The sequence below is a fragment of the Arthrobacter sp. 147(2020) genome (genome assembly GCF_013116715.1).
In the GTDB taxonomy this organism is placed as follows: domain Bacteria; phylum Actinomycetota; class Actinomycetes; order Actinomycetales; family Micrococcaceae; genus Arthrobacter_D.
This window is the reverse complement of sequence record NZ_JABFOM010000005.1, coordinates 125,637-151,934: the sequence shown is the minus strand read 5'-3', so window position 1 is coordinate 151,934 and position 26,298 is coordinate 125,637. Positions and strand designations below refer to the sequence as shown.

Annotated in this window: 23 protein-coding genes; 11 read left to right on the top strand and 12 right to left on the bottom strand. The window is 64.4% G+C overall.

Going from position 1 to position 26,298, the window contains the following annotated elements; all coding sequences use genetic code 11:
• Positions 1 to 531: 531 nt before the first annotated feature.
• Together HMI58_RS05975 and HMI58_RS05970 are read left to right on the top strand one after the other, a co-directional pair.
• Positions 532 to 1,218: a response regulator transcription factor gene (locus HMI58_RS05975; protein ID WP_205207934.1), complete on the top strand. Its 687-nt coding sequence runs from the start codon at positions 532 to 534 to the stop codon at positions 1,216 to 1,218.
• Between the two features lie 67 nt (positions 1,219 to 1,285).
• The gene (locus HMI58_RS05970) at positions 1,286 to 2,545 is read left to right on the top strand and encodes a sensor histidine kinase (RefSeq protein ID WP_171618478.1); all 1,260 of its coding nucleotides are present in this window, start codon (positions 1,286 to 1,288) and stop codon (positions 2,543 to 2,545) included.
• Positions 2,546 to 2,657: 112 nt separating this feature from the next.
• Here the strand turns inward: HMI58_RS05970 and HMI58_RS05965 are convergent, their stop codons facing one another.
• Together HMI58_RS05965 and HMI58_RS05960 are read right to left on the bottom strand one after the other, a co-directional pair.
• A complete protein-coding gene (locus tag HMI58_RS05965; RefSeq protein ID WP_171585706.1) occupies positions 2,658 to 3,059 on the bottom strand; it encodes a YccF domain-containing protein in 402 nt (133 codons plus the stop codon).
• 136 nt (positions 3,060 to 3,195) lie between these two features.
• On the bottom strand, positions 3,196 to 4,878 hold the full coding sequence (locus HMI58_RS05960; protein ID WP_171618477.1) for a DEAD/DEAH box helicase: 1,683 nt from the start codon (positions 4,876 to 4,878) through the stop codon (positions 3,196 to 3,198).
• Between the two features lie 303 nt (positions 4,879 to 5,181).
• On the opposite strand from HMI58_RS05960, the gene HMI58_RS05955 reads away from it, so the two are divergent.
• The 8 genes from HMI58_RS05955 to HMI58_RS05920 all read left to right on the top strand — a co-directional run bounded on the left by HMI58_RS05955 (position 5,182) and on the right by HMI58_RS05920 (position 12,484).
• Entirely contained in the window at positions 5,182 to 6,462 is a 1,281-nt protein-coding gene (locus tag HMI58_RS05955; RefSeq protein ID WP_171618508.1) for a M20 family metallopeptidase, read from the top strand.
• Positions 6,463 to 6,544: 82 nt separating this feature from the next.
• On the top strand, positions 6,545 to 7,321 hold the full coding sequence (locus tag HMI58_RS05950; RefSeq protein ID WP_171585704.1) for a type 1 glutamine amidotransferase domain-containing protein: 777 nt from the start codon (positions 6,545 to 6,547) through the stop codon (positions 7,319 to 7,321).
• A gap of 155 nt (positions 7,322 to 7,476) precedes the next feature.
• Positions 7,477 to 8,361: a tRNA (guanosine(46)-N7)-methyltransferase TrmB gene (gene trmB, locus HMI58_RS05945; RefSeq protein WP_171618476.1), complete on the top strand. Its 885-nt coding sequence runs from the start codon at positions 7,477 to 7,479 to the stop codon at positions 8,359 to 8,361.
• A gap of 114 nt (positions 8,362 to 8,475) precedes the next feature.
• On the top strand, positions 8,476 to 9,684 hold the full coding sequence (locus tag HMI58_RS05940; protein ID WP_171618475.1) for an MFS transporter: 1,209 nt from the start codon (positions 8,476 to 8,478) through the stop codon (positions 9,682 to 9,684).
• Positions 9,685 to 9,783: 99 nt separating this feature from the next.
• Complete coding sequence (locus HMI58_RS05935; RefSeq protein WP_171618474.1) at positions 9,784 to 10,431, top strand: hypothetical protein; 648 nt, start codon at positions 9,784 to 9,786, stop codon at positions 10,429 to 10,431.
• The gene (locus HMI58_RS05930; RefSeq protein WP_171618473.1) at positions 10,424 to 10,720 is read left to right on the top strand and encodes a transcriptional regulator; all 297 of its coding nucleotides are present in this window, start codon (positions 10,424 to 10,426) and stop codon (positions 10,718 to 10,720) included. The genes HMI58_RS05935 and HMI58_RS05930 overlap by 8 nt, the downstream gene beginning before the upstream one ends.
• A gap of 19 nt (positions 10,721 to 10,739) precedes the next feature.
• Positions 10,740 to 11,681, top strand: a complete 942-nt coding sequence (locus tag HMI58_RS05925; RefSeq protein WP_171618472.1) for an ABC transporter ATP-binding protein — start codon at positions 10,740 to 10,742, stop codon at positions 11,679 to 11,681.
• Positions 11,678 to 12,484 carry an ABC transporter permease gene (locus HMI58_RS05920; protein WP_171618471.1) on the top strand — a complete coding sequence of 269 codons (807 nt, stop codon included), beginning with the start codon at positions 11,678 to 11,680 and terminating at the stop codon, positions 12,482 to 12,484. The genes HMI58_RS05925 and HMI58_RS05920 overlap by 4 nt, the downstream gene beginning before the upstream one ends.
• A gap of 22 nt (positions 12,485 to 12,506) precedes the next feature.
• Here HMI58_RS05920 and HMI58_RS05915 read toward each other — a convergent pair whose 3' ends face one another.
• The 9 genes from HMI58_RS05915 to dnaK all read right to left on the bottom strand — a co-directional run bounded on the left by HMI58_RS05915 (position 12,507) and on the right by dnaK (position 22,111).
• Positions 12,507 to 14,660 carry an EAL domain-containing protein gene (locus HMI58_RS05915; protein WP_171618470.1) on the bottom strand — a complete coding sequence of 718 codons (2,154 nt, stop codon included), beginning with the start codon at positions 14,658 to 14,660 and terminating at the stop codon, positions 12,507 to 12,509.
• 274 nt (positions 14,661 to 14,934) lie between these two features.
• A complete protein-coding gene (locus HMI58_RS05910; protein WP_171618469.1) occupies positions 14,935 to 15,534 on the bottom strand; it encodes a TetR/AcrR family transcriptional regulator C-terminal domain-containing protein in 600 nt (199 codons plus the stop codon).
• Positions 15,535 to 15,777: 243 nt separating this feature from the next.
• Positions 15,778 to 16,458 carry an SDR family NAD(P)-dependent oxidoreductase gene (locus tag HMI58_RS05905; protein WP_171618468.1) on the bottom strand — a complete coding sequence of 227 codons (681 nt, stop codon included), beginning with the start codon at positions 16,456 to 16,458 and terminating at the stop codon, positions 15,778 to 15,780.
• A gap of 39 nt (positions 16,459 to 16,497) precedes the next feature.
• Complete coding sequence (locus HMI58_RS05900) at positions 16,498 to 17,190, bottom strand: PspA/IM30 family protein (protein WP_171618467.1); 693 nt, start codon at positions 17,188 to 17,190, stop codon at positions 16,498 to 16,500.
• A 17-nt stretch (positions 17,191 to 17,207) separates the two neighbouring features.
• A complete protein-coding gene (locus HMI58_RS05895; RefSeq protein WP_171585693.1) occupies positions 17,208 to 17,807 on the bottom strand; it encodes a hypothetical protein in 600 nt (199 codons plus the stop codon).
• Between the two features lie 73 nt (positions 17,808 to 17,880).
• On the bottom strand, positions 17,881 to 18,294 hold the full coding sequence (locus tag HMI58_RS05890) for a helix-turn-helix transcriptional regulator (protein WP_171618466.1): 414 nt from the start codon (positions 18,292 to 18,294) through the stop codon (positions 17,881 to 17,883).
• A 28-nt stretch (positions 18,295 to 18,322) separates the two neighbouring features.
• Positions 18,323 to 19,345, bottom strand: a complete 1,023-nt coding sequence (locus tag HMI58_RS05885) for a DnaJ C-terminal domain-containing protein (protein WP_171585691.1) — start codon at positions 19,343 to 19,345, stop codon at positions 18,323 to 18,325.
• Between the two features lie 154 nt (positions 19,346 to 19,499).
• Positions 19,500 to 20,210, bottom strand: a complete 711-nt coding sequence (grpE, locus tag HMI58_RS05880; RefSeq protein WP_171585690.1) for a nucleotide exchange factor GrpE — start codon at positions 20,208 to 20,210, stop codon at positions 19,500 to 19,502.
• A 2-nt stretch (positions 20,211 to 20,212) separates the two neighbouring features.
• On the bottom strand, positions 20,213 to 22,111 hold the full coding sequence (dnaK, locus tag HMI58_RS05875; protein ID WP_171585689.1) for a molecular chaperone DnaK: 1,899 nt from the start codon (positions 22,109 to 22,111) through the stop codon (positions 20,213 to 20,215).
• Positions 22,112 to 23,293: 1,182 nt separating this feature from the next.
• On the opposite strand from dnaK, the gene HMI58_RS05870 reads away from it, so the two are divergent.
• Positions 23,294 to 24,688, top strand: coding sequence for a DUF222 domain-containing protein (locus tag HMI58_RS05870; protein ID WP_318779137.1), 1,395 nt, complete (start codon positions 23,294 to 23,296; stop codon positions 24,686 to 24,688).
• A gap of 391 nt (positions 24,689 to 25,079) precedes the next feature.
• On the opposite strand, the gene HMI58_RS05865 is transcribed toward HMI58_RS05870, so the two are convergent.
• Entirely contained in the window at positions 25,080 to 26,297 is a 1,218-nt protein-coding gene (locus tag HMI58_RS05865; protein WP_318779139.1) for an aminotransferase class I/II-fold pyridoxal phosphate-dependent enzyme, read from the bottom strand.
• Between the last annotated feature and the right edge of the window lies 1 nt (position 26,298).

Genomic DNA, 26,298 nt, shown 5'->3' with positions numbered 1-26,298 from the left:
GTCGGACAGTCTATTTATTGGCTAGCGCGTTGGGACCAGCAAGGCCCCTCAATGGATTCACCCCAAATGGTGCCTGGATTGGTTGTTCCAGCGGCAGCGTTCCGCAGGCGAAGACTGAGTACACCCTCCAGCGGCTAGTGCCCCCGAGGCCACCCGGAGACGAACCACGACTGGGTTAATGGTCATCGGCGTCTGGAAGACGAATAGAGGCATAATCCGGGAATACCACAATGCTGTCAGTGCAAAGCCGCCGCCCCCTGCCTCCCATGGCCGGACAGGCTTTCCCACTCTAGGTTGTCTCTCCATACGGCACCCCGTTTTGGTGAATGCTGCGTGACCGATTCACACAGTGGCTCACTGTCCCATCTGGGGGTTGGAAAAAGCTTGTCAATACCCGGCAACCGTCGGCTCCATCTGAGTTTCCAAGATTTTCCCAAGATTTCCCAAGATTCACTGGCCCGGTGCACAGCAAGGATGCATACTCTAACTACAACACAGCTGTTGGGGCGTGACATTGAGGGGTGACATGCCGTGACCACGCCAACAGTCGACGCCGTTCCGGTCGAATTGCTCCCGGCTCGCGTTCTTATTGTCGATGACCACGCAACTTTCGCCGAGCTACTGGCTCAGGCGCTCGTCCGTGAACCCGACTTTATCTGCGTCGGATTCGCTACCGACATTGCGTCCGCAATGGAGCAGTGTGGACGGCTACGCCCTGATGTGGTGGTGATGGATTACCACCTGCCCGATGGCGACGGTATCAGTGCAGCTGAACGACTTCTGGTCCGCGCCCCGGACACCCGTGTAGTGATGTTGACTGGGGATGCTAATTCCCAGTCGTTGACCCGGGCGGCGGAAAGCGGCATCTGTGCTTTCCTCCCCAAAGATGGCTCCCTCAAGACGCTGCTTGAAACACTGCGGCATGCGAGGAACGGCGGAATGATGGTCCATCCCCAACTGGTCACCCAGTTGTGTGCCCGCAAAAGGGCACCAGCACACGCTGCAAGCTTCGCATCACTTACCCACCGCGAGGTGGAGGTGCTTCGACTCATGGCCGCAGGCAAGGACGTGAGGACAAATGCCAGAGCCCTGAATATCAGCGAGAACACCTGTCGAGGGTACGTGAAGTCAATACTGTCGAAGCTGGGCGCACATTCACAGCTAGAGGCTGTGGCGGTTGCTGGCAAACTGGGGCTACTCCTCAACCGACATGACTAGGAGGAACCGCCCGCGACGGAGGCCTGGGAGCCCAACCGTCGCCGAGCGATCGGAGGTCAGACGGGCCGTGGCGCGGTTCCTCTGGACCGGGTTGCTTGTCACGGTGCTTATCGCCACACCCGTAGCCTTCTGGATCAGGGCCGAAGCCGAGAATCATGCCCTCGTTAATGCCCGGCTCATTACGCAACGTCTAGCCGACTACGCCATCAGCCCGCTGGTCACCACTCAATTATTGGCGGGGGATCCCGCGGCTATTGAGGACCTCGATGCGCGCCTTCAACCCTGGCTGGAACGCGGTGCCGTGCTAAGGATCAAGGTCTGGACTGCCGACGGCACAATTGTTTATTCGGATGTGCACTCTCTTATTGGACAACAGTTCATGCCTCCAGACCCTGAGATGCTCGATGGCACCGGGGGAAACGCCGCTCTTGAGGACCAGAATGAACTGGAGAACGAGTTTGAGTCCGGTTCCGGCGAACTGGTGGAGGTGTATGTCGAATCAGCTGCGGCAAACGGGGAGCCCCTGATCTTCGAGGCCTACTACGACGACGAGGCCGTCCGCGATGAACAGAGCATGGTGCTCCTGGCTATCGCGCCAATATTTCTTCTTTCGTTCGCGGTCCTGCAGTTGGCGCAACTGGTTCCTGGCATCCAGTTGGCACGCCGCATCAAGGCGCAGGAAGTATCCCGGCGCAAACTGCTGCAGTACGCCATTGAAGCGTCAGACCTGGAGCGACGGCGCATCGCCCGCGACCTGCACGACGAGGTGATCCAGGATCTTGCTGGTCTTTCGTACGTCATGGAGGCTGAGGAGGACCACGGCGCCGTGGAGCAGCGTCCCCTCTTTGCACGGGTCAGGTCTATCCTCCAGGAGAATGTCAGAACCCTGCGCGCCATGACCAGTGAGTTGTACCCCCCTGATGTGGACAAGCTGGGGCTTCCCGAAGCGCTGAGCCGCCTAGCGGCGGCAATGAAGGATCACGGTATCACTGTGGCTCTTCAGATCCCCGAAAGCTGCGACATTGACCGGGATCAGGCCGTCATGCTCTACCGGGTGGCCCGGGAGGTCTTGATGAATACAGTCAAGCACGCCCAGGCGAACACGGTTCATCTTTCACTGCTCAGGCAGGACGACTCCACTGTCATGACCATTCGAGACGACGGGCGCGGGTTCAACCCGGAGGCCAGCTCCGGTGAGGGCCACTTCGGGTTGCGCCTGATGCGTGACACGATCCGGGAGGCCGGTGGATCCCTTGAGGTCGTGTCGGGTGGAACTGGAGGAACCTCTGTGACGGCCACCCTCACCAGGGTTCCTTCTGCCGCTTAGTCGCCGTGAGCGCAGAGAGCTTCTCCAAGATCAAGGTGGCTTTCTCAGGTCAGTCGTCGGAGGGGTGCGTTGCTGGCAACTGGTTCCGAAGTACTGGCCGCTCCTTCGGCAGTTAGCGCAGCTGGGGGACCCGGCTGCCGCGCGTCTCGACGATTTCCTTGCCGAGGGGTGTCAGGGATACCGGGATCATCTTGAGGTTCGCAATGCCGAGGGGAATACCGATGATGCTCACGAACATGGGGATTGCCGTCAGAACGTGCCCGATGGCCAGCCAGATTCCGGCGACGATTAGCCAGATGACGTTGCCGATGCTCGACAAGGTCGAAGCTCGTCCGCCCCGGTCCACTATCGTGCGGCCGAAAGGCCAGATGGCGTAAGCGGCAATCCTGAAGGACGCAATCCCGAACGGGATCGTCACGATCAGCAGGCAGCAGATCACTCCCGCCAGGACATACCCCAGGGCGAGCCAGATGCCGCCGAAAATCAGCCAGATAACGTTCAGAATTGCGTTCATGGTTTCCATCTTCCTTGAGTGCACTGCGGCGGTCTATGGGGGACACCCCTGAGTGTGCCGATCATCAGCTTTCGTCCCCGGGGAAAGGCAAAAGTGCCCTCCCCGTGAACGGGAAGGGCACTTTCGTGGTCAGAGCCTAGTTGCTGCGACGGTCGTTCGACGCGGGCGCGGTGGCCCGGCGGGGTCCGCTGGACCGGCTTCCTGCCCCGGCCGACGGCGTGTGGTTGCGCTGGTTGCCCGGCTCCTGCTTGGCGCCCGCGCTGCTGGAGCGGTGAGGCGCCTTACCCTGGGGGGCGACGTCGGCAGCGCGTGCACCGGCCGGACGCCGGGTGCGGTTGCCGCCACCCGTTCCCGAGCCGGTGGGACGGTCGTCGTCGCGGCGGCGTCCGCCGCCGTTGGAGCTACCGGCCGAGGCACCGGCCGTTGCGCCGAAGCGGGGGCCGCGTGGCTGATCCTGACGACGATCGGACCGGTTCCCCGTCGACTCGGCGGAAACCTTCCCGCGACCGCCACGGCCGCCACGTCCACCCGACGAGGGTGGCGCCGTGCCACGGCGCTTCCGCTGTGCGTTGGCGCCGGTGGAGGTGCCACCGCCACGCTGTGCTTCACGTGAGGCAACCAGTGACGCGCGGGTGCGCGGGTCGATCTTCTCGGCGACATCACCGATCAGCTTGCCGACCAGCGGCGAGGTGGCCTTCACGTTCTCAAAGGCAACATCGACGCCCGCGGCGCGCATCAGTTTCTGCACCTCGGACTTCTGTTCCGGGAGGGTGATCGTCACGACGGTGCCGGACGAGCCAGCACGGGCGGTACGGCCCGAGCGGTGCAGGTAGGCCTTGTGCTCGGTGGGGGGATCCACGTGGACCACCAATTCGACGTCGTCCACGTGCACGCCGCGGGCGGCGACGTCGGTGGCGACGAGGACACGCACGTCGCCGGAGGAGAACTCTGCGAGGTTACGGTCGCGGGCGTTCTGCGACAGGTTGCCGTGCAGGTCAACGGCGGGGATGCCGGCGTCTGTGAGGGTCTTCGCCAGCTTCCGTGCGTGGTGCTTGGTGCGCATGAAGAGCAGGCGGCGTCCGCTGCCGGAGGCGAGCTGAACGATCAGCTGCTTCTTCTGGGTCTGGTCGCCGACCAGCAGGACGTGGTGCTCCATGGTGGTCACTGACGCCTGGGGGTCATCCACCGAGTGGGTCAGCGGGTTGGTCAGGTAGCGCTGAACCAGCTTGTCGACGCCGTTGTCCAGCGTGGCGGAGAACAGCAGGCGCTGGCCTTCCTTGGGCGTGGTGTCCAGGAGCTTCTTCACGACGGGCAGGAAGCCGAGGTCGGCCATGTGGTCGGCCTCGTCCAGCACGGTGATCTCGACAGCGTCGAGGGTGATGAGCTTCTGGCGCATCAGGTCCTCGAGGCGGCCTGGGCAAGCGATGACGATGTCGACGCCGGCGCGCAGTGCCTTCTCCTGTCGGGCCTGGGAGACACCGCCGTAAATGACAGTGGTGTTCAGGCCGAGCACGGTGGCCAGCGGCTCGATGGTCGCGTTGATCTGGGTGGCCAGCTCGCGGGTTGGGGCCAGCACCAGCGCCAGGGGGCGTCCGGGCTTCCGCCGGTATGCGGCTTCCTGCTCAGCCAGCCGGGCCACCATGGGGAGCGCGAAGGCGAGGGTCTTGCCGGAGCCGGTGCGGCCGCGGCCGAGAACGTCACGGCCAGCCAGCGTGTCCGGCAGGGTCTTGACCTGGATGGGAAATGGTTCGGTGATTCCCTGGGCGGTAAGGGTTTGGACCAGGGCCTTGGGCACACCGAGTGCAGCAAAAGTAGTCATGTAGGTACACGAACTTTCTTCTCATCTTCCCCACGAATCGGTTGACGCGAGGGGTTCGCCGAAGAAAAGTCAGACAGTGTCAACCGCGCTCACAATGTTGGGAGCTCAAATGCGGGACAAAAGAATGCGTTCATCGACGCAAGCTGCGCTGGATTCCAGCAGGTGTGAGGTACTTCCACCCAGACTGGCACGCAGACAAGTCCCTCAACTCTATCAGCGTTGGCGGCTACTAACTTGCGCCATGGCCCGTTTGGCCGTGAACTGGGGGTGAACGTGACTGACACCACATACCCGGAGGCCGCCATGACCCACCCAGATGACACACCGTTCAGTGACTCAGTGCTCGACCACTCAGTGCTCGACGACGCGCGACGCCTCCACGGCGACCTGGTGCGTTTGCGGCACCGCCTGCACCAGGAACCTGAAATCGGCTTGTCCCTCCCCCGCACCCAGGAAAAAGTGCTCCAGGCGCTCGACGGTCTGCCCTACGAAATTACGCTGGGAACGGACACCACGTCGGTCACCGCTGTGCTCCGCGGACAGGGCAGCCACGGGCCGGCTGCTACGTCAACGACCCGGCCCGTCGTGCTGCTGCGCGGAGACATGGACGCACTGCCGGTACAGGAACAGACCGGTGTCGAGTACACATCGCACATCGACGGCGCCATGCACGCGTGCGGCCACGACCTGCACACCGCCATGCTGGCCGGGGCGGCCACCCTGCTGGCGGACCGACGGGACCGACTGGCGGGCGACGTCGTCCTCATGTTCCAGCCCGGCGAGGAAGGCTTCGACGGTGCCGGGGTGATGATCCGGGAGGGTGTACTGGAGGCAGCCGGACGGGCCCCCGACGCCGCGTACGGGCTGCACGTGATGTCGGCGCTGCAGCCAAACGGACAGCTGGCGACCCGTCCCGGCACATTGATGTCGGCCTCCGACGGGCTGCATGTCACAGTGCACGGGGCTGGCGGCCACGGCTCCGCTCCACACCTGGCGAAGGACCCCGTCACTGCGGCAGCGGAAATGGTGACGGCGCTGCAGGTGATGATCACCCGGCAGTTCAACATGTTCGATCCGGTGGTGGTGACGGTGGGTGTGCTGCGTGCTGGCACCAAGCGCAACGTCATCCCTGAGTCGGCGGTCTTCGAGGCGACGGTGAGGACCTTTTCGGAGGCGAACCGGGAAAAGATGCAGGCAGTGGTGCCGCGGCTGCTGGAGGGAATCGCCGCGGCGCACGGCCTGGAGGTCACGGTCAACTACTCGACCGAGTACCCGTTGACGGTCACCGACCACGCTGAGACAGTGCGAGCGGAATCGGTCATCGCCGGCCTGTTCGGCTCTGGCCGGTACTCGCGGATGGCGCAACCGCTGAGCGGCTCCGAGGACTTCTCACGGATTCTCGCGGCGGTCCCGGGCAGTTTCATCTTCCTCTCAGCGGTAACCCCGGACGCCGATCCGGCGACCAGTGCGTTCAACCACTCCCCGTACGCCACCTTCGACGACAATGTGCTGGCCGACGGTGCGGCGTTGTACGCACAGCTGGCCCTGTCCCGGATCGCCGAGCTGGCCGCCGTCGGGAGCTGACTGGGCGTCCCTGTCCCCCCTGCCGGAGTGCACTGTCGGTGCACCTCGCCTAGGGTGGGAACAACGACTAGAGGAGTTCCCCATGAAAAAAGTCCTGCTTGTACTGACCAGCGTTTCCGAACTCGGCGACACCGGCGAGAAGACCGGCTACAACGTGGCCGAGGCTGCCCACCCGTGGAAGGTTTTCAAGGATTCAGGTCACTTCGTCGACTTCGCCTCCATCAAGGGCGGCGTCCCACCCCAGGACGAAGTGGATACCTCCGACCCCATCCAGGTCGCATTCACCGAGGATGAGACCACCAAAGCCGGCCTCTACAACACGGCGCGCGTGGACGTGGTGGACCCCTCCCAGTACGACGCCGTCTACCTGGTGGGCGGGCACGGCACCATGTGGGACTTCCCTGACAGCGAGGGCCTGCAGAAGCTGGTCGCCAGCGTGTACAACGCCGGTGGCGTGGTGGGCGCCGTGTGCCACGGACCCGCAGGTCTGTTAAACGTCGAGCTGGAGAACGGTCTCCGGCTGGTCGAGGGCAAGCGCGTTGCAGCGTTCACCAACGACGAGGAAGTCGCCGCCGACAAGGACAAGATTGTCCCGTTCTTCCTGGCTGACCGCCTGGAGGAGCAGGGTGCCACCCACGTCTCCGCGGGGGTCTTCGAAGAGAAGGTCATCGTCGACGAGCGTCTGGTCACCGGGCAGAACCCCGCGTCAGCAGCTGGGGTAGCCAAGGAGATGGAGAAACTCCTCGCCGAGGTCATCCACCAAGAGAAGGCCGAGGAGCAGGGCGAAGCCGAGGCGCTGCGCGCCCAGAAGGACGCCGAGAAGGCAGCAGCCGCCGCGGAAGCCGAGTCCGACCACTAGGCCCCCTTCTGACGGGCCAGGCGGCAGTCTCTGCGCTGCCCTGGAAGTCGGTCCCACGAACGCGCCCGTAGTGAGGGATGGAGATGGTCTGCGACAGCGGGCCGTCCCACCCCCCGCTGCGGGCGCGTTTCGTTCGCTTGGATACCCTTAGAACAATGAGTACTCACCCAGCAGCCCCGTCACCGACCCCCGGTCCGCATCTTTCCCAGCCTGTGTCCTTCGTGCGCCGGGGCTCCCGGCTTCAGGGCCGACGACGCCAGGCGTGGGCGGAACTCGACGGGTTTGTGGTCGAGGTGCCGCGCAACACGATGGCCGATACCTCCGTCGACCCTGGCTACCGGTTCGACGCCAGTGCCGAGTTCGGCCGTGAGGCACCGCTCGTCGTCGAGGTCGGGTCAGGCCTGGGCGAGGCCATCACGCACGCGGCCGAGCTGCAGCCCGACACCAATTTTCTGGCCCTCGAGGTCTACAAGCCGGGCCTCGCGCAGACCCTGCTGCGGATCGAGCAGAAACAGCTCACCAATGTCCGCGTCGCACAGGCGAACGCCGCCGAGGCCCTCGCCACCATGCTGCCAGCCGGCTCGGTCAGCGAACTCTGGGTGTTCTTCCCCGATCCCTGGCACAAGACCCGCCATCGGAAACGCCGCCTCGTGAAGGATGACTTCGCCGAGGTCGCGGCGCGGGTGCTCGCCGACGGTGGGCTCTGGCGTCTCGCGACCGACTGGTCCGACTACGCCGTGCAGATGCGCGACGTCCTGGCGGGTTCGGTACACTTCACCAACGTGCACGACGGCGAGCGCACCGGCGCCGACAGCCCCCTCACCCAGGTGTGGGAAAGCGGCGTGGAACTGGTGGTGGGCGGGGCACCCGTCCGTGAGGGCAAGGACCCGGTCAGTACCGGGAACACCGGCGTCAATGAGGGAATCGACACCCGCGGAGGCTGGGCCGCGCGCTTCGACGGCCGGATCCTCACCAGCTTCGAGAACAAGGCCCATGAGGCCGGCAGGATGATCTTCGACCTGACCTACCGCAAGATCTAGGCGGACAGGTTTGCCCACCATCTCCGAGCACCCGCGCCCGAACCGCGGCGTGCCGCCGCCGACACGCCGTCCGGGCCCGGAGAAACTGGGGAAACCTGCACGCGGTGAGCGCCGGTGACCCCGCATGAGGCGTGGGAGGGCCACCCGAAAGGCAGCCGCGCCTATAACCGGATGCTCTGGGCCCTGTTCTTCGCCGGGGTCGCTACCTTCTCCCAGCTGTACTCGGTGCAGAGCGTCCTGACCAGTATCGCCAGTGACTTCTCCATCTCGGCCGCCCAGGCAGCACTGACCGTGTCCGCTGCGACCATCGGGCTGGCCCTGGCGGTCATCCCCTGGTCCTGGGTGGCCGACCGGGCGGGCCGGAAGCGGACCATGACCTGGGCGATCAGCGCCGCCGTCGCCTTCGGGCTGATGGTCCCGCTGGCCCCCACTTTCGAGCTCATGCTGGTGCTGCGCTTCCTGGAGGGCGCGGCCCTGGGTGGGATTCCGGCCATCGCGCTGGTCTATCTCAACGAGGAAGTACAGCGACTCCATGCCGCCGTCGCCGCTGGCACCTACGTGGCAGGGACAACCATCGGCGGGCTGTCGGGCCGGCTGGTCGCCGGACCGGTGGCGGACCTCCTGGACTGGCGGGCAGGGGTTCTCACGGCCAGCCTGATGGCGGCCTTGGCTGCGGTGGCCTTTGTCTGGCTGGCGCCAGCACCCCGACGGTTCGTGCCGGTGGTCCGCGGCATTGGGCCGAAACTCTCCGAACGGATTGTCCACAATCTCCGGTCGCCGCGGCAGCTTGGCCTGTACTCCCAGGGGTTCCTGCTGATGGGCGGCTTCGTGGCGGTCTACAACTACCTGGGATTCCGCCTTGAGCTACCGCCCTTCGGTCTTCCCGTCGCCATCATCAGCCTCCTTTTCCTCGCCTACCTAGCCGGGACCGTCAGTTCGAGGGTGGCCGGCACGCTCGCGGTGCGGTTCGGGAGGCTCCAGGTGATGGTCGTGGGCATCCCGGTGATCGTCCTCGGCCTGATCATCACGCTCGCCGATTCCCTGCCTCTGATCATCGTGGGCCTGATCATCTTCACCGGCGGTTTTTTCACCGTCCACTCGGTGGCTGCCGGCTGGACTCCCCGGCTCACCGACGTCGGGCGTGCCCAGGCCTCAAGCCTCTACAACTTCTTCTACTACGCCGGATCCAGCCTGATCGGCTGGACCGGTGGCTTCTTCTTCGACGGCTTCGGGTGGAACGGGGTGGCCCTCTACGCTGCGTCGCTCGCCGTCCTGGCCGGGGCACTCGCCGTCGGCACCCTCCGCGGTGCCCCCAACCACTAGCACTCTCCCACTTCTGCAGGTCTCTTCTTCTGACACCCTTGCGCACAAACTGGTTTGTCTGACAAACTGGTTTGCGAAGCTAAAGCAAGAGGAAAGCACATGACCCACGACGCGCTCGACGACGACCGGCCACTCGACCTCCATACCGCCCTCCGGCTGGTGAACAGTGCCGAAGATACCGCCCGGCGGGAGCTACGCGGCAACGAGGCACTGCAGTATCTGGTGTGGGGCCTCGCCTGGCTGCTCGGCTTCGGCACTCTCCACGGCTCCCGGTTCGGTTGGCTGCCGATCGACCATGAACCGGCCCTTGCCGTCTTCGGCGTCGCTATCCTCGTCGCGATCGTGGTCACCATCGTCGTGGCCGGCCGCTACAGCCGGGGAATCCGCGGGCACAGCTCATTCACCGGCACCATGTATGGAGTGGCCTGGGCACTGGGCTTCCTGGTGATGGGCACCCTGAGCGGCGTGATCGTCGGTGTGGTGGACGACTTCTGGGTTCGCGGCATGCTGATGAACGGGATCGCCATCCTGATTGTCGGCCTCCTCTACATCACCGGAGGAACCACTTTCAACGACAAAACCCAGTCGGTCATGGGCGTCTGGTTCCTGGTCGTGGACATGGCCGCCCTTCTCAGCGGGTCCCAGCACTACCTCACAGTCTTTTTCATCTTCGGCTCTGGGGGGTTCCTGGTGGCTGCGGTGCTGGAGACCGTTCGTCGCCGCAAGCAGGCCCGGTCCAATGCCTGAACTCGACCCCATCATCCATGCCGAATCCCGGCTCCGCGCCATCACCACCCTTAACGAGGTGGGCCAAGGGGACCGTATTGCGTTCACCAAGCTCCGCAAGATCCTGGACATGACCGCCGGGAATCTCTCCACCCACCTTCGCAAGCTTGAAGACGCAGGCTATGTGGAGGTCACCAAGACCATCGAGGGCCGCACGCCCGCCACCTATGTCGCCATCACCCTCAAGGGCAAAGCCGCCTTCGAGGACTACCGGAAGGCCCTGCGGGAACTCCTTGCCGGGCTCTCCTGACCACCAGACCGGAGCTGCCATGACCACCCCCACCCCGTCTGACCATCTGCCGATCCTCGCCTCGGCGTCCCACGTCGTCAAACGCTTCGGCGGAGCTACAGCAGTGGACGGCGTCAGTCTCAACATCCACTCGGGTGAGGCGGTGGGTCTGCTCGGACCGAACGGTGCCGGTAAATCCACCCTGATCGGCCTGCTGTGCGGGCTCCGGCGTGCCGACGCAGGTGAAGTGCGCCTGTTCGGCCGCAACCCGCTGGACCCGTCAGCCCGGCTACGGCTCGGATCAACCCCGCAGGCCACCTCCGTGCCGCAGACGCTGAGGGTCAGCGAGACCGTCGACTTTGTGGCGGCCCACTACCCGGACCCGATCCCCACGGCTGAACTCCTGTCCGACTTCGGGCTGGACGGGATGGCCGCCAAACAGTGTGGCGGTCTGTCGGGTGGACAGCAGCGGCGCCTGCTGGTGGCACTCGCGCTGGTCGGCCGTCCCGAGCTGGTCATCCTCGACGAACCCACCACCGGCCTGGACGTGGAGGCCCGGGACACCCTGTGGCGCCTGCTCCGCACCTACCGGAACGCCGGCGGAACCCTGCTGATCACCAGCCACTATCTGGAGGAGATTCAGGCACTGGCCGGCCGGGTGGTCGTGATGGACAAGGGATCGGTGATCGCCGATGGCACCGTCGACGAGATCCGTTCCCACGTCACCCTGACGAAAGTCTCATTCCGGACCGAGTTGCCGGCGTCGTCGTTCGGGTCCCTGCCCCATACCGTTGGCGTTGAAACGCACGACGACGGCCGCGTCACCATTGTCACGGCAGACGGCGACGCGACGGTGAGAGCCCTGGTGCTGGAGGACCTCGCCGTGCGTTCGCTTGAAGTGCATGCGGCGAGCCTTGAGGAAGCTTTCAAGGCGTTGACCGGTGAGCATCCAGTACGCACGATCGATTGGGAGCAGTCATGACAATCTCAGCAGGGCCCCATTCGGCGGCACCCTCCCAGGCAACCCTGATCCGCGCGCACACCAAGGCGCACATCCTCGAACAGCTGCGGATCCCGGTCGCGGTGATCTCCTCGACAATTTTCCCGGCGCTGGCGCTGCTCTTTTTCGTCATCCCCCAGCAGGCAACAGTGCAGGATCCGATGGCATCGTTGACGGCGGTGGCGCAGCTGGCACTTTTCGGAGTTATGAGCGCGTTTCTGTTCAACTACGGCATCGGCGTTGCCGAAGACCGCGCCAACCCGTGGAGCAGCTACCTCCGCACGCTTCCCGCGGGTCCGCTCCCGTCGACGATCGCCCGCGCGCTGACAGCGATGCTGTTCGCTTTCCTGGCCCTCATCCCGGTGCTGGTTCTCGGAGCAACCCTCACCACGGCCGCCGAGGCATTCACCGCCGGAATGTTGCCCTGGTGGACGGTCCCGCTGTCAGTGGTGGTGTGGCTGCTCTGCGGGTTGCCCTTCTTGGCGCTGGGCCTGTTCATCGGTTACCTGTGCACCTCGAAGGTGGCCATCGCTGTGACACAGGTGGTGTTCTTCCCGCTGGCATTCGCCGGTGGGATGCTCCTGCCGCCGTTCCTGTTCCCTGACTGGCTCAACGCCCTCTCGCTGTTCCTGCCCTCACGGGCCGCGCGCGACATTTCTGTCCAGGTCTTCACGGGCGGCCCGGTCGAGGTGTTGTCGCTGCTGACGATCACCGCGTGGACAGTCCTCCTGGGGGCCCTGGCGTTATGGGCAAACCGACGGGATCAAGGGCGAAGGTTCAGGTGACCTGGCTGCCGGTCCGGGAAGGTCAGACCAGGCCTGCTGCCACCCGTCGCCTGGCCATCCAGGCGCTGAGCTCCCCGGCGGGGATGGGTTTGCTCAGGTAGTACCCCTGGATGAGGTCGCAGTTCAGGCGGGCCAGCGCGGTGTATGCCTCCTCGTTCTCGACACCCTCGGCAACGATCCGAAGCCCCAGGCTGTGCGCCAGGTCGATGATCGACGCCACCAGGTTGGTCGCTCGACGGTCCTCGTTCATCGGAGAAATGAACGACCGGTCCAGCTTCAGTTCGTCGACCGGGAGATCGCGCAGGTAGGCGAGTGAGCTGTAGCCCGTCCCGAAGTCGTCGATCGAAATCTCGATGCCCCTCGCGCGTAGTTCGCGCAGGACCCCGACGGTGCGCGGACCCTCCTGCATAAGTACTTCCTCGGTGATTTCCAGCACGATCACTGAAGGTGGCAGGTTTCGCACGCTCAGCATCTGGGTGATCCGGTGTGGCACGTCCTGCCGGAGGCAGCTGGCTGACACGTTCACCGCAATCGCCAGCTCAAGTCCCTCCGACCGCCAGCGGACCGCCTGGTCCAGCACCTGGTCCATGATCACGTCGGTGAGCTGCGGCATCAGCCCGGCCTCTTCGGCTAGTTGGAGGAAGGAACCGGGGTAGAGCAGCCCGCGGGTGGGGTGATTCCACCGCACCAGCGATTCCACATCGGCGATCTCCGGACCTCCGGGGCAGATTTTTGGCTGGTAATGCATCACGAACTGGCGCTCCGCGATTGCGGTCCTGAGTTCCTGCACGGTGCGAAAGCGGATTTCGCGGTGGTCGTTGTAGTCCAGCTGGTAGAGGTGATGCCCGCTGTGGTCGGCCTTCGCGCGGTACATGGCGACGTCGGCGCTCCGCAGTAATGACTCAAGTTCCGGTCCGTGTTCGGGGTAAAGAGCCACCCCCACGCTTGCACTGGTTTGCACTATCACACCCCCGATCGTGAACGGCTCCTCCAACGCCATGGAGATGCGGGCCGCAGTTTCCACCGCGGCTTCCTCCGAGACATCGGCCAGGAAGATGGCGAACTCGTCGCCACCGATCCGGGAGATCAGGTCGGACGAGCGGACCTGTTCGGTCAGCCGTTCCCCCACCCGCAGCAACAGGCCGTCGCCGACGTCGTGCCCCAGTCCATCGTTGACATCCTTGAACCGGTCCAGGTCAAGCAGGAGGAGGGCGCTATGCTGACCGGGCTGGAGCCGGTTGGGCACGTCGGTGTAAAGGGCGCGGCGGTTGGTGAGGCCGGTGAGGTCATCGGTCCTGGCCAACGTTCGCTGCAACCTGTGCCGGAAGCTCATCGGGATTGCCGCGGCGGCGAGGGTTAACCCGGCGAGGACGACGGCGAGCACGGGCGCTGGCGTCTGACTGGCGAGGAGCAGCACCCCCAGCGCCGCAACCGTTGAGACGATCGGAGCAGCCAGCGCCGGGATACCCGCGTTGCTGCGGTGGTGGGTGGAGAGAGGCTGTGCGATGCCGTCCACCCAGACAGCTACTGCGACGACACCTGAGGTCCAGCCAGCGTCATAGAGGGATCCCATCAGGTAGGTCCCTGGGTCCAGCGCGTACCCGATGTCGAATGCGGTGAACAGGGCCAACCCAACCAGGAGAATGGGCCAGCGGGGACCCAGGTCGAGGCCCTGCGATGCAAGGATGCCCGCGATCAGAGCGATGACCGCGATGTCCAACAACGGGTAGGCGATCGCAATGGCGGATTCAGGAGTTATCGGCCCGAGGCTCGCAGCGGTGAGGCTAGGGGTCAGGAATATTGAAATCACCGACGCGGCGGCGAGCGTCCCCACGAGACTGTCGAGCAGCACCGGCCAGAGGCAGCGACGCAGTTGCCGGTGGACCACGACGCCGAGGGCACTGATCACCAATACGGAGAACAGCAGGTACGCTGCGTCGGCCACGGACGCGGTGACGAGCGCTGATTCCCCCACTGCCAGATAGGAATAGATGGCATCACCAGTGGCGTAGAGCGTGACGGCAGAGGCTGCAAGGGTCACCTCCAACCGTCGAAACCCCGCGTCGCGGGCCGCAACCCAGCACAGCACGACGGCTGCACCTTCAGTGATCAGACAGAGAACAGTGGCGACCTGAAGGTCGAGGACCCCTTGGCTGACTAACGCGAGACAGAACATGTAGGCCACCAGAAGCACGCCGGTAAGCCACAAAAGCCACTCACGGCGACCTCGGGGCGCGGTAATACCAAAACGATCGCGATGTATTCCAATTACCTGTTGCATTTTGCCCCGCTCCGTGGCACCCCGGCCTATGTTCCCAAATCATAGAGCCAAATTTCTCCAATACGCTTGCCGCAGGGACCCGGCGCCGGTTACTGAGCCAAAACTGCCTCAAAGGCGCGCGTTTCCTCAGATAGGGCGGCCGGAGGAAGGATTGTGACGGGGTGTGCCCTCAGGAACGGTTGGCGATCAGGACTGCCACCCCATCGAGGAACCGCTCCAGGACGAACTGTAATTCAGCCCCCTCTGCTTCCATCACGGTGAGGGTGGGGTCGCTAAACACGCCGAGCACCTCGCGGTATTCTTCCGGATCGAGCAGGCGAAACAATAACGATCCATATTCTTCGAGAGCCTCGGGGGAATCGCTGGCGGAAACATCAATTTCGAGTTTCGTGACAGATCGCACCAGGTTTCCGAGCATGAGGGCGCTGCTCAGTTTTTCTGACGAGTTAAGCGGCGTGGTGGCGAGCACCCGCAGCAGCATTTCCAGCCACAGCAGCTCGTTGGGAGTCGCGGGTGGCGCGGTGAGGCGATACTCCAACACCCACGGATGCACGCGATACTGGGTCTCAACTGCCCGGGCCCACTCCCCGACCGCCGACCGCCAGTCGCCGACGCCGCCTGAATTACCCGATTCGCCCGAGTCACCAGGACCGTCGACGGGTGGAACATCGACCGCATGATCAGCACCTTGCGGTTTCGACTGGTGCAGGTCCGGGCGCCCGTAGGCCCTGTCCCGCATGAGCGGCGTCGGCGATTCTGATTGCCGCATCGATGATGCGGGCCGGACTCAACTCGGCCTTCATGCCACGGGACGCGGGGCGCCCGAGCGCCCAGGCGATGTCAATTCCCGGCGGAAGCGGTGAGCTCTCCGATTGCTCAACGGTCATTACGCCCTTTCCGTCCAGTGGCCATACTAGGCGCACGCTTCACCCGCCCAGAGTGTTCACAATCTCAACAATCTAGATAGACCTCAGGAGGTCCGCGGCGCTGGCCTATGGATCACTGCGGCACCCTAGCTGAATGCCGATGCCGGGAGGTCCTTCTCGCCGTCCGCGATCGCCCGGACAACCCGCTCAGCGACGGCGTCCGGGTCTTTCCCTGCGGGAAGTCGCGGGGCGGCACCGGCAATGGCTCGGTTCACCAGCCCGGTCTCGGTGTGCGGCGGCCGCACATCGAGCACCCGGATGCCCTGCCGGCGGACTTCCAGCGACAGTGCTTTCCCGAAGGCGCTGAGCGCTGCCTTGCTCGCCGAGTAGGCGGCCATCCCGGCGGTTGGGCTTTCGGCGACGACGGCGCTGATCTGGACCACCACTGAATCGCGCTGCAGCTGGGCTGACACCGCACGGATGAGCCGGATGTAGCCCAGGACGTTGACGAGGAGCAGCTCATCCAGGGTTTCGTCGTCGAGCTCGGCTACCGGCCCGAACGCGACTACTCCCGCCGCGTACACCAGCCCGTCAAGATCGTCACAGACCCCGGCGATCTCTGCCGGAGCGTTGGGGTGAGTGAGGTCGGCGACGACGGTTCCCGCCACCGCATCTCCCAGCTCGGCGGCCAGGCTTTCAAGTTTTCCGGCGTTCCGGCCGGAGAGAGTCACCCGCGCACCGGCACCTGTCAGCTGCCTGGCGACGGCGGCGCCCAGAACGCCCGTCGCTCCGATCACCAGGAAGTGGCTGCCACTGATAGTTGTCATGTGGCCGAGTCTACCCACCCCTGGGTGTCCGCCAGGGGGCTAGTCGCGAAGGTGCCGGTTCTTCAGGCGTTCCAGTTCCCGGTCCGCTGCCGAGCTGGCTTCCAGCTCCTCGAAGGCCTCCTCGACCCGTCGGGAGTTGGGATCGGTCCAGGACAGTTCGTCGTGGGCCGCAGCCTGGGCCTGAACCCGCCGGGCCTCCAGCTCTGCCTGCCGTGCCGCAGCCTCGGCCCCCGCAGCGGCCTGCCCTGATCCGGTGAGCGCGTCCTGCATTCCGAGTTCGGCCTGCGCAGCACCATGCCTGGCCTTGAGCGTCTGGTACCGGATGCCGTTGTCCTCTACCCGCGTTTCCAGCCGCTGCAGGTTGGAGTCGAGCTGGCGTACCTGTGAATCGAGTTCGTCCCGTTGACGGCTCAGCGTTTCGAGCCGTTTCGTGACGGCGAGGCCGCGACGCAGGGCGGCCCGGGCGGCGTCGTCGTCGCCGGCGTTCACCGCATCCGCGGCCTGGCGTTCCAGATGGTCCAGCTCGGCCCGGGCTTCGCCGGCGAGCAAATCCAGGCGGTGCCGGTTGGCCGCCAGGTCAGCGACGCTGCGGCGGGCCTTGTCCACCAGGTCCAGCTGCTGCCGGTGGGCCTGCTCGACGGTCTGGATCGGGTCGGTGGGTTTCTGCTTCGCATCCTTCGCGGCGGTGCGGTTCGCTCGGACGATACGGGAGATGCGGCGGCCTAGTGACATGGTGATTCCCTCAGCCTCTACTGGATCTGGTCGCGGGTGCCGTAGGCCTTGCTCCACGCCTGAAGCACATTGATCTCGCGCGTCAGGTGGGTGCTGGCCCGTTGAATTTCGGCACCGCCGGCCGGTTGTCCGGCCTGCATGAGTGAGCGCCGAAGGTCTGCCGACAGGGTGCCGTAGGACTGGACCTGCTCACCGATGCGGCCCGCCAGATCGCGTTTGAGCTGGCGGTCGGGTTCGCGTTCGGCGAGGCGGAGCTGGTCCTCCAGAGCACGTTCGGCCCGGAACAGGTCCTCAGCCACCATCGGAAGTTCCCCGATGGGACCGCCGCTGCCCGCCGCGGCGTCGAGGGCCCGGCGGGTTGCCTGGCCGGAGCGTCGCAGGTCAAGGCGCAGTCGGGCGATCCGTCGGACGCCGTCGTCGACGGCGTAGGACCGGGCAGTGAGCACGCCATTGGAGAAGCTGCGCTGCACTACCCCGGAGCGGCGGAGCCGGCGGACAATCAGCCACGTGGCCAACGCAAATCCCAGGCCGATAACCAGGAGTGTCACCCCGCCAAAGATGAGGAGCTGCATGATGAAGTCACCGGAGTCACCGGCGTCGGTGAGCTGTTGAGGCATACTCCCAGTCTGCACCGTAACCGCAGCGGTTTCCAGCAGAGGGGGCCCCGGGCGCAGAGTTGTCATCAACTCGTCACGGTCGCCACACGACCATGGCCTGGCTACGTGGGCGGGGGCGCTGCCCACGCGAGAGGGTGACGACGTCGCCGGCGAGGCCCGCGGCGAAGACCCGGCTTCCGTCGGGCTGGCGACGGCGGGAGGCCAGTTCATCGGTCAGTTCCTGCACCCGGTACTGGAGCGCGGCGACCTGGTTCTCAAGCTGCAGGATGCGGCGGATTCCTTCAAGGGAAACGCCCTCCTGGGAGAGCCGCTGCACCTCACGGAGCGTGGTGACATCCCGCTGCGAATAGCGCCGGGCACGGCCCGGAGCCCGACTGGGAGTCACCAGCCCCAGCCGGTCGTACTGCCGCAGCGTCTGCGGATGCATGTCCGCCAGTTCGGCGGCGACGGAGATCACATAGATGGGCAGGGTTGCGTCAATTGCCATCGTGACCTCCTTTCAGGCAGTTTGGGCTTTAGAGTTTTGCCTTCGCGGCAAGACCCGCCCGTGGGTTGGCGTCGGCCGTAGCGGCGGCAAACGCTTCGACGGCCGCCTCGGCCTCTTTGTTCAGCTTCTGGGGGACGACGACGTCGATGGTCACCAGCAGGTCGCCCGTCGCCTTGGCGGTGGAAACCCCTCGTCCCTTGACGCGCAGCGTGCGGCCGGATGGTGTCCCGGCGGGAACCTTCACCTTGACCGTGTCACCGGTAAGCGTGGGAACGTCGATCTGTGCGCCGAGGGCGGCCTCGGGGAAGGACACCGGAACGTGCACCCGGATGTTGTCGCCGTCGCGCTGGAAGAACGGGTGTGGTTTGACGCTGACGCTGACCATCAGGTCACCGTTGCCTGCCGCGCCGGCTTGCCCCTTACCGCGGACACGGACCTTCTGTCCGTCCTTGATGCCGGCTGGCACGCGGACGTCGATCACTTCACCGGATGGCTCGCGCAGTCCGATGGTGGTGCCGTTGATGGAGCCGGCGAACGAAATACTGGTAGTTGCTGTCCGGTCGGCACCCTTGCGTGGGGTGGGCTGGTAACCACCAAACCCGCCTCCGCTGCCCTGACCGAAGCCGCCTCCCCCACCTTGACCGAAAAGGTCGGCGAACTCGGGTGGCAGGTTGCCATAGTTGGGGGCGCCGCCGCCGCGCTGGCGGCCGGCGCTGGGGCGGCCAGCACCCTGTCCGAAGAGGTTGCCGAAAATGTCCTCGAAACCTGCGCCGCCAGCGCCACCACCGGGACCGCCGGCGGTGAACCGTGCGCCGCCACCCATCGCGCGGATGGCGTCATACTGCTGACGATCCTCGGGGTCCGACAATACCGAGTAGGCCTCGGAGATGTCCTTGAACATCTTGTCGGATCCACCGGTTGCCTGGTTCTGGTCCGGGTGGTGCTTGCGTGCCAGCTTCCGGTACGACTTCTTGATGTCGGCCGCGGAAGCATCTTTGGGGACACCCAGAATTTTGTAGAAATCCTTGTCGACCCAATCCTGACTAGCCAATTGGCGTCCCCTTTCGTATATGAATTCAAAGCATAGGTGAGTAGTGATGGAGCCGGAGCAGTGTCCGATCCGGCGGCTTTAATGTTTCAAGCAAGCTCTGCGAACCAGGAAACTTCGTTGCCGCCGGTCGGGCACTGCTCCGGCTTGCCGAGCGCTACTCGGGTACTGCGACGATCACTTGGGCTGCCCGCAGGACGCGGTCGCCCTTCTTGTAGCCTGCCCGAAGGATCTGGCTGACGCTGTCGAACTGCACGTCTGCACTGGGCTGCTGGATCAGAGCCTCGTGGACGTTCGGGTCGAACTCCACACCGGTCTCGTCGATCCGGGTCAGACCGTAGGTCTTCAGCGCGTTCTCCAGTTTGGTGGAGATCGCGGCGAAGGGTCCGTCGGCCAGGTCGCCGTGCTGGCGGGCAGCGTCAATGTCGTCCAGGACGGGCATCAGGGAGTTCAACACTCCGATGACTGCCATGTCCCGGGCCACGTCCCGGTCACGTTCAACACGCTTCCGGTAGTTGACGTACTCGGCCGAGAGGCGTTGCAGGTCGGTGCGCAGCTCGTTCTCCAGACTGGAGCCCGATTCGGCGGCGGGTTCAGTGAACCCTTCGCCGTCAATCCCGTTGAGGATTGCTTCGGCCTGGGCCAGGGCGTCGCTGCCGTCAGCAGCCTTCCCTTCGGCGTCGGCGTCGGTTTCCTCGACCGGATCCTGAACAGAGTCCGGGGCCACAGGCTGGTCGCTGGGACCAGCCTGTGAGCCGTCGTCGTCCTGCTGCCCACGGACCTTACCTGTCTCGGGATCGATCTTCCGTTTGTCGCGGAAGCTGACCGGTTCGGACTGGTGCTCTTCTTCGTTTCCGTGGTGCGGCATGATTACTTCTTTTCGTTGGTGTCGTCTTCGTCGACTACCTCGGCGTCAACGATGTCCTCGTCGCTCGAGGATGAGTCGGCGTCAGGCGTCGTCCCATCCTGAGGGGCGTCGGCTCCTGGTGCGGCGGCGTCCTGCTGTGCTGCTGCGTAGATTGCCTCGCCGAGCTTGGTCTGGGAAGCCTGAAGCTTCTCAAACGCTGCCTTGACGGCGTCAACCGATCCGGCTTCCTCGGGGTTGGCTTCCAGGGCCTTCTTGAGGTCGTCGACGTCGGCCTGGACCTCGGTCTTGACGTCCTCAGGCAGCTTGTCCGCGTTGTCGGCGATCAGCTTGTCGACCGAGTAGGCCAGCTGCTCGGCGCCGTTGCGGGTGTCGGCTGCCTCACGGCGTTCCTTGTCCTCGGCTGCGTGCTCTTCGGCTTCGCGGACCATGCGGTCGATGTCTTCCTTCGACAGCGCGGTGCCGCCGGTGATGGTCATCGACTGCTCGGCGCCTGTGCCCTTGTCCTTGGCGGACACGTGGACGATGCCGTTGGCGTCAAGGTCGAAGGTGACCTCGACCTGCGGCACGCCACGGGGAGCCGGCGCGATGCCGGTCAGTTCGAAGGTACCCAGTGGCTTGTTGTCCCGGGTGAACTCACGCTCGCCCTGGAAGACCTGGATGGCAACCGATGGCTGGTTGTCGTCAGCGGTGGTGAAGGTCTCGCTGCGCTTGGTGGGGATAGCCGTGTTGCGCTCGATCAGCTTGGTCATCATGCCGCCCTTGGTCTCGATCCCGAGGGACAGAGGGGTGACGTCGATGAGCAGCACATCCTTGCGCTCGCCCTTCAGCACGCCAGCCTGGAGGGCGGCGCCGACGGCGACTACCTCATCAGGGTTGACGCCCTTGTTGGGCTCCTTGCCACCGGCCAGTTCCTTGACCAGGTCGACGACGGCGGGCATGCGGGTTGAGCCACCCACGAGCACGATGTGGTCGATGTCAGCTACCTTGATGCCGGCTTCAGCGATGACGTCGTTGAAAGGCTTCTTGGTGCGGTCCAGCAGGTCCTTGGTGAGGTCCTGGAACTTGGCGCGGGACAGGTGCTCGTCCAGGTGCACAGGTCCGTCGGGGGTGACCGAAAGGTACTGCAGGGAGATGTTAGTGGAGCTGGCCGAGGAGAGTTCCTTCTTGGCCTGCTCGGCTGCTTCCTTCAGACGCTGCAGAGCGATCTTGTCCTTGGACAGGTCGACGCCCTTGGCCTTGGCCTGCGACAGCAGGTAGTCAACGACGCGCTGATCCCAGTCGTCGCCGCCGAGGCGGTTGTCACCGGCGGTGGAGCGTACCTGGATGGTGGAGAAGTCGTCTTCATCCTTGCCGACCTCAAGCAGGGACACGTCGAAGGTGCCGCCGCCCAGGTCGAAGACCAGGATGAGCTCGTCTTCCTTGCCCTTGTCCAGGCCGTAAGCGAGTGCTGCAGCAGTTGGCTCGTTGACGATACGCAGGACGTTCAGCCCGGCGATCTCACCGGCTTCCTTGGTTGCCTGGCGCTCGGCGTCGTTGAAGTAGGCAGGAACGGTAACGACGGCGTCGGTTACCTTTTCACCCAGGTAGCTCTCGGCGTCGGTCTTCAGCTTCTGAAGGATACGAGCGGAGATTTCCTGTGGGGTGTAGTTCTTGTCGTCTACCTTGACGCTCCAGTCAGTGCCCATGTGGCGCTTGACGGAGGCAATGGTGCGATCAATGTTGTTGACGGCCTGGCGCTTGGCGATCTCGCCAACCAGCACCTCGCCGCCCTTGGAGAATGCAACGATCGAGGGCGTAGTCCGTGCGCCTTCAGCGTTGGCGATAACGGTGGGCTCGCCACCTTCGAGTACGGAAACCACTGAGTTGGTGGTTCCGAGGTCAATACCTACTGCACGTGACATGCGTATTTCCTTTCAACAGCCCGTAAATAAGGGGAATCACTCGATCCGGTGCCTGGCGGATTTTCGCCGGAAAGCTGGATCTTGAGCGTTCTTCACTCAACTGTACTCTCGGTGGATGGAGAGTCAAATTGAAGTTGAGTCAGGTGGACTCAACTCTTGCCGGACAGTGGTTTTAGCCCGCTTATTCAGTGGGATTCCGGAGGTTCAGCCGTAAGAGAACGACGTGCCTCGACCCTCGGCAGGTGAATCCGGAAGGCTCGTGCGTTGTGTTTTCGTTTGCCTGCGGGTTTATGAAGGTGCGGTGCGGTGTGTTCGTGTGCCCCCGCCAATCCGTCGAGACGTGAGATCTGGTGGGTTCCGCCTTCTTTGAGCCACCAGATCTCACCTCTGGGGGACTTCCAATCTCTTGGCAAGGGTTTTGTCGAGGGATAGCGGCTCCGTCGGGGCTTGTGTTGAGGCTCCGCCACGGCCTCGGACGCAAACCACCGGCCGCTGAATGCCGGCAATCTGAGCACAATTTTGGACCCGATAAATTAGTTGAAAAAGTTTCTTGAGCACCCCTAATCTGCCCCTTATTTTGTCGGTAGCGGGTGATCGAATAGAGGTATGGAAAGCAGTGCAGCTTCTTCTACCGGACCGGTGATTCCTCCCCGATCTGGCGCGAATTCCGTTCCCGATAACGGGGTCGCGGACGCGTGCCGGGGGTGGTCCACGGATACGTCCTCGGAGGCCGTTGCGGATACTTCCGAAGGGGGTCCTGCAGAGACTGCGGCGGAGTCGTCCGGGGACACGTCCGCGGGAGCTTCCACGGGGTGTTCTTCTCGGTATGGGTCGGCTGGTCCGTTGGGTGTTGAGTCGGTGTGGACGGCCCCGGTTGGGGACCCGCCGGAGCCCGCCGCGGATAAGGATCCGGCTGAGGCTGAGACCGAGGCTGAGGCTGAGGCTGAGGCTGATCGGAACGATGCAGACCCAGCTGAGTCCGACTCAGCCGGGTCCGAGGTAACAGGGCCGGACTCAACAGGGCCAGAATCAACGGGACCCGATGCAACAGGACCCGATTCAGCAGGGCCGGACTCAAGGGATCCGGATTCAGCAGAACCAGATTCGGGTGGGCAGGGTCCTGAGTGGTTGTTTTCTGAAGCGTGGGATCTCTTTTACTTCGGGGATGACCCGGATGGACGGGTGCGTTCCAGTAGCGAACCTCCCGCACTGTCGGGACGGCTGCAGATGGCTGCGGTGGGTGGGTTGGACGCGGCTCAGGTGTTGGACGCGTTGAAAGACATCGACGAAGCACGGTCCTGGTTGGACGCCCAGGAAGCCAAAATCGTGACCCGGGCCTTGGACCTGCAAACCGAACAAGCCCGCCACGATCCGAGGGACTGGGGGTACGAGAAAACCGTCACCGCTACTGAGATCAGCGCAGCCCTGCACATACCCGAACGGACGGCGGGGTTCCTCGTCGAGCACAGCACCCTGTTGACCCGGTATTGCCCGGCCACCCTGGGGGCGTTGGAGGCCGGGAAGCTCAGTAAACGGCATGCGTGGGCTGTGGTCGAGGAAGCCACCAGCATCCCCGACACTGATCCCACCGTGACCGCCGACTTCGAAAGCCAGCTGATCGGGATGGCGTCGCTGACGACGGTGGCGAAGTTCCGCCACCAGGCGAACCGGCTCCGCGAAGAACTCCACCCCGAAACCATCACCACCCGACGTAAGAGAGCGGTGAAGGAGCGCGGAGTGTTCCTGACCCCCAGCTACGACGGGATGGCCTGGCTCGAAGCCTACCTACCGGTGGATCAGGCTGCCGGGATCTTCCACCGCGTCGACACCGCCGCCCGTGCGTTGCAAGGCCCCGACGAACCACGGACGCTGACCCAGTTACGAGCCGACGTCCTGATCGATGTCCTCACGAGCGCCGGTGCCACGGGGCATATGAGGACCAGTGAACCGGATCAGCCCTACAGAACGACCACGTCGGACGGGATCAACGGACTGGACGGGATGCCAGGGAACGGCGGATCGACCGCCGTGGGCGAGCCGGTCGGCCGTGTTGCTGGTGGGGCAAGTGCCTTCTGGGGTGTGCAGGCAAAGGTATTCGTCACCGTCCCCGTGATGACCCTCCTCGGCGGGGACGCCCCGGGTGAACTCGAAGGGTACGGTCCGATTGACCCCGACACCGCCCGGAGGCTCGCCGGGCACGCGCCATCGTTCACCCGGATTCTTACCCACCCGTTCACGGGGGCGAGGCTTGGGGCCGATGCCACCACCTACCGGGTACCGAAGGACCTCCAGGATGCGGTCAGGGTGCGGGATCGGACGTGTCGGCATCCGGGGTGTAACCGGTTGGCGGTGTTCTGCGAACTCGACCACACCACACCCTGGGCCAGCGGCGGGAAAACCAGCTACGGCAATTTGGCGGCGCTGTGTAAACGGCACCACAAGCTCAAATCCGAGGGCTACTGGCACTACCGACAACCCGAACCCGGAATGATCATCGCCATCTCACCCGCCGGCGAAACCTACCTCACCCGACCAGACCCACCACCAACACTGAAGGAAGACCCACCACCCTTCTAAGCAGCATCCTTCCTCTAAGCGCGGCGCGGGCTCAACCTTTGCTGAGTTTTGCAACCCATCAATAATGCGGCCAGCAATCGGACACTGGGTGGATAGCTGCCTGGCATACCGCGGACTTAGCTGGCTGGCTGATTGATACTCGCCTCACCGGCTGCCCGGCCCAAAGCCCTCGTGGCTCTCGCTGGAAAGGAGGACCCGCTGATTACCCCTCCCTTCGCTGGCTGGCTAGCCGAGCACACCCCGCCGGTCTAGCAGATCATCACCTGACTCCCTGGCTAGCTCGCCTGCCCCGCTGCCGGACTCACCCCAGACACACTGGCTGCCTCGCTGGCCGAGCACAACCCGCCTGGCTAGCTGATCACTGCCCGACCCGCTGCCTAACTGCGTACAGCTAGTCAGCGGTGCTCGGTTCCCGGCCAATGGCGGCGGCAAAGACCGGCAGGCTTCGTTCGAGCATCCCCTCATTTGCTGTCAACGAGATCCTGAAGAAACCCGGGGTCTCGAACAGCGCGCCGGGCATCACGAAGACGCCCCGGTCGGCCAGGGCCGCGACGAACGCCTCGTCGTCGGGATCAGGCGATCCCACGAAAAGATAGAACGTCCCTTCCGGACGACTGACCCGATAACCCATCGCCTGCAACGCGTCGACCATCCGATCCCGCTTGCCTTGAAGCGAGGCCACATCGATCGAGAACTGCTCAAGTCTCGGCAGGGCATGCTGCAACACCGCATTGGGGTAGATCCACCCCATTGCCAACTGCAGCGCTGCGAGCGCACCCACCAGCCCCTCCCGCTCCGGCAGCGTCGGAGGCAGCGCAAGGTACCCGATCCGCTCCCCGGGCGACAGATGGGTCTTCCCATAGGAGTACGCCAACAGGGTGTGAGGGTAGAACTCGACCGGACTGTGGAAGCTGGCGCCCTCGTACACAATCCGGTTGTACGGTTCGTCCGAGATCACATAGATGCGGCGCCCGATCCTCGCCGAGGCCTCCTCCAGAATCGTTGCGAGGCCCTGCAGGACAACCGGAGGATAGATTCGACCGGTCGGGTTGTTCGGCGAATTAACGATCACCGCACGGGTGCGGTCGGTGATGGCAGCCGCGATCTGGTCCAGATCGAGGTCAAAGGTCTCCAGGTTGATTGTGACCTTCACCGGCACCAGGCCCGCCTCCACCACGATCGGCTCGTAACAGAACCAGGGCGGGAGACTGTAGATCACCTCATCCCCAGGATCTGCCACCGCCTTGAGCGCGAGCGCAATCGCAGCGAACCCACCGGTAGTGAGGTGAATATCCTCGGGCCGGAAAGGTATCCCCAGAAGACGCTCAAGAGACGACGCCGCAGCCTCCTGGGCCTCAGGCGTGTTCTGTTTGTAGGCAAACCACTGATCGTCACGCGGAAGGGTGGCCTCCTGGAGGGCCTCGACATAGGCGTCCTGCGGCATTTCGTGCGGGTTGCCGAACGTCAGGTCGCAAATACCCGGTTCATTTTGCCGTTCGGCGTACTGCGACGACGTGAAGAACCTATTCAGCAGCCGGTACGGCAGGACCCCCTCGACAGCGGCGGCTCGATCTGAGACAGGCGACTGCGATCCAGGCGAGCGCGCCACC